The 2,678-nt window shown below is 72.6% G+C and carries 3 protein-coding genes; all 3 read left to right on the top strand.

Features of this window, described 5'->3' with window-relative positions; all coding sequences use genetic code 11:
• Positions 1-192: 192 nt before the first annotated feature.
• Positions 193-1,224, top strand: coding sequence for a nitronate monooxygenase (locus tag ACFFNX_RS47215; protein WP_378212937.1), 1,032 nt, complete (start codon positions 193-195; stop codon positions 1,222-1,224).
• Positions 1,225-1,279: 55 nt separating this feature from the next.
• Entirely contained in the window at positions 1,280-1,657 is a 378-nt protein-coding gene (locus ACFFNX_RS47210) for a hypothetical protein (protein ID WP_378212936.1), read from the top strand.
• Between the two features lie 168 nt (positions 1,658-1,825).
• Positions 1,826-2,038: a TOBE domain-containing protein gene (locus tag ACFFNX_RS47205; RefSeq protein ID WP_378212934.1), complete on the top strand. Its 213-nt coding sequence runs from the start codon at positions 1,826-1,828 to the stop codon at positions 2,036-2,038.
• Positions 2,039-2,678: the final 640 nt, after the last annotated feature.

The raw sequence follows: 2,678 nt of genomic DNA, 5'->3' as shown, positions 1-2,678 counted from the left end.
GAAGATCACCGATACCTTCGACGGGCCAGCACCCGCCACCGAGACCGGGCGCCGTACATCTGCGGCACGCGGTCGCATAGGAGGGAGTCGGGCAGGAGGGGCGGCGCGTGTCGCACGATGGAAGTCTGACGTCATGGGACGGTGCCCTGCCGTACCGATCCGATCCGCCCGCCGACCGCGATGGGGAGAAACATGGGTTCGCCGCTATCCGATCTCGGCCTGACCGTTCCGGTGCTCGCGGCGCCGATGGCCGGAGGAGCCGGCACGCCCGCGCTGGTCACGGCCGCCGCGCGGGCAGGCGGCCTGGGTTTCCTCGCCGCCGGATACAAGACGCCCGAGGTGCTGGCCGGTCAGATCGCCGCCGTACGGGCCGAGGGTGTGCCGTTCGGGGTCAATGTGTTCGCGCCCAACCCGGTGCCCGTGGACGCCGAGGCGTACCGCCGGTACGCACGGGCGATCCAGCCCGAGGCCGAGCCGTACGGGCTGGACCTGACCGCCGGCGAACCGGTCGAGGACGACGACCACTGGAGGGACAAGATCGACCTGCTGCTCGCCGATCCCGTTCCGGTCGTGAGTTTCACGTTCGGGGTGCCGGAGCCGGCCGTGGTCGCGGCCCTGCGCGCCGCCGGCAGCCTGGTCGCCCAGACCGTCACGTCGGCCGAGGAGTCCCGGCGGGCCGAGGAGGCGGGAGCCGGGCTGCTGTTCGTCCAGTGCTCGGCGGCGGGCGCGCACTCGGGCACGCTCACGCCGGAGCGTCTGCCGGAGGAGATCCCGCTCACCGAACTGATCTCCCGGGTACGGCAGGTGACCGGGCTCCCGCTGGTCGCGGCGGGCGGGCTGGCCACACCGGACGACGTCGCCGAGGCGCTGCGAGCGGGCGCGGTCGCGGCCATGGTCGGCACGGTCCTGCTGCGGACGGACGAGAGCGGCGCCTCCGAACCCCACCGCGCGGCGCTGGCCGACCCGTCGCGTGACCGCACCGTCGTGACCCGGGCGTTCACCGGCCGTCCCGCACGCGGGCTGCGCAACCGCTTCACCGATCGACACGGCGACGACGCCCCGTCGGGCTACCCTGCCGTACACCATCTGACCAGCCCACTGCGCAAGGCTGCTGCGGCGGCGAACGACCAGGAGGCGCTCCACCTGTGGGCGGGCACGGGCCACCGCCACGCGACCGCGGAACCGGCGGCCCGCATCCTCACCCGCCTGGCCGAGAAGCTCTGATCGACCTGTGGACGGGCGGGGGGAAGTGTCGGTGGTGGTGTTTAGGCTGACGGGCGTGAGCGGAGAGGACGGGCGGGCGGCGGGGCCGCAAGACCGCTATGCGGACCTGCAAGACCGCTATACGGACCTGGTGGAGGAGATGACCGCACTCGACGGCGTCGACCCGCCAAGCGACGGCCGCGGCTTCGGCCGCACGGCGCTACGCTGCCACGGCAAGATCTTCGCGATGTTCGTCCGCGGCCACCTGGTGCTCAAACTGCCCGCCGACCGGGTCGAGGAGCTGGTCTCCGCCGACGAGGGCGTGCGATTCGACGCGAACAAGGGCACGCCGATGCGAGAGTGGCTCAGCCTCGCCCCGGACTCCGACCGCGACTGGCCGGCCCTGGCCCACGAGGCCCTGGCCTTCGCCCACGCGAACCGCCGCCCCGGTTAGACCCGCCGCCCGCCTCGCCCTCCCGCGCCCCCGCCTCGCCTTCCCGCGCCGCCGCGTCGGCTCCCGGGCGGGAAGGGCCAGGCCCGCAGTTCCTCTGCCCGGTATGAGTGTGCTGCCCAGTGGGAACGTCTCCGCAGGTCACGGATTCGGCAGCGACCGGGAGGAGGCATGATGCGGCTGAGTGCGCGTAATCAGGTCCGGGCCAGAGTCGTGGGCGTCACGGAGGGCGAGGCGACGGCCAACGTCGAACTGGACGCGAGCGGCGTGCGCATGGTCGCGTCCATCACGGCCGAGGCTGCGCGCGAGCTGAGGCTGTCCGAAGGCCGGGAGGTCGTCGCCATGATCAAGGCCTCGGACGTCATGCTGGCCGTCCCCGACTGAGAACCGGGCAGACCGGGCAGACGCAGACCGGGAAGACTGGGCCAGGTGGAAGGGGACATCACCCTGCCTCTCCTCGCCTCAAAGCCGGGCGATGAGCGGCGTGCTGGCCCTTCCCGCCCGGAAGCCGGACGGTGGACCGCACACTGGTCCTTCCCCCGAAAACCGGACGAGGGACCACGGGCTGCCCCTTCCCACCCAAAGACCGGATGAGAAACTGCGGGCCTGGCCCTCCCCGCCTGGGGAACCGGACGGCGAACCGCGCACTGGTCCTCCTCGCCTGAAAGCCGGGCGATGAGAGGCGTATTAGCCCTTCCCGTGCGGAGACCGGATGGCGAACCGGACGCTGGATCTTCCCGCCCGAAGATTGGACGATAAGCCGCGCGCTGTCACTTCCCACCCGAAAACCGGCCCGCCTGAAGGCCGGGCGGAGGAGGTCGTGCGGGGCCGCCTGAAGGTGTGGGCGGAGAACGACATGTCAGCATCCCGGCTGAAGGCCGGGTGGCGGACATCAGGTTCGCCCTCCTCGGATGAGCGCCGGACGGCGGGCGGCGGACCGGCTTCTCTCGGCTGAGACGCGGGCGGCAGGCAGCAGGCCGACCCTCCCCTAGCCGGAAGCCGGGCGGCGGGCGGCGGGCGGCGG

It is taken from the genome of Actinoallomurus acaciae (genome assembly GCF_042429965.1).
Taxonomy (GTDB): domain Bacteria; phylum Actinomycetota; class Actinomycetes; order Streptosporangiales; family Streptosporangiaceae; genus Actinoallomurus; species Actinoallomurus acaciae.
Note: the sequence above shows the minus strand (reverse complement) of the source record. Positions and strands in the feature narration are given on the sequence as shown.

What these genes read in the sequence shown, in the direction of transcription:
- ACFFNX_RS47215 (WP_378212937.1), top strand. Translation starts at nt 193, where the DNA reads ATGGGTTCGCCGCTATCCGATCTCGGCCTGACCGTTCCGGTGCTCGCG.
- ACFFNX_RS47205 (WP_378212934.1), top strand. Translation starts at nt 1,826, where the DNA reads ATGATGCGGCTGAGTGCGCGTAATCAGGTCCGGGCCAGAGTCGTGGGC.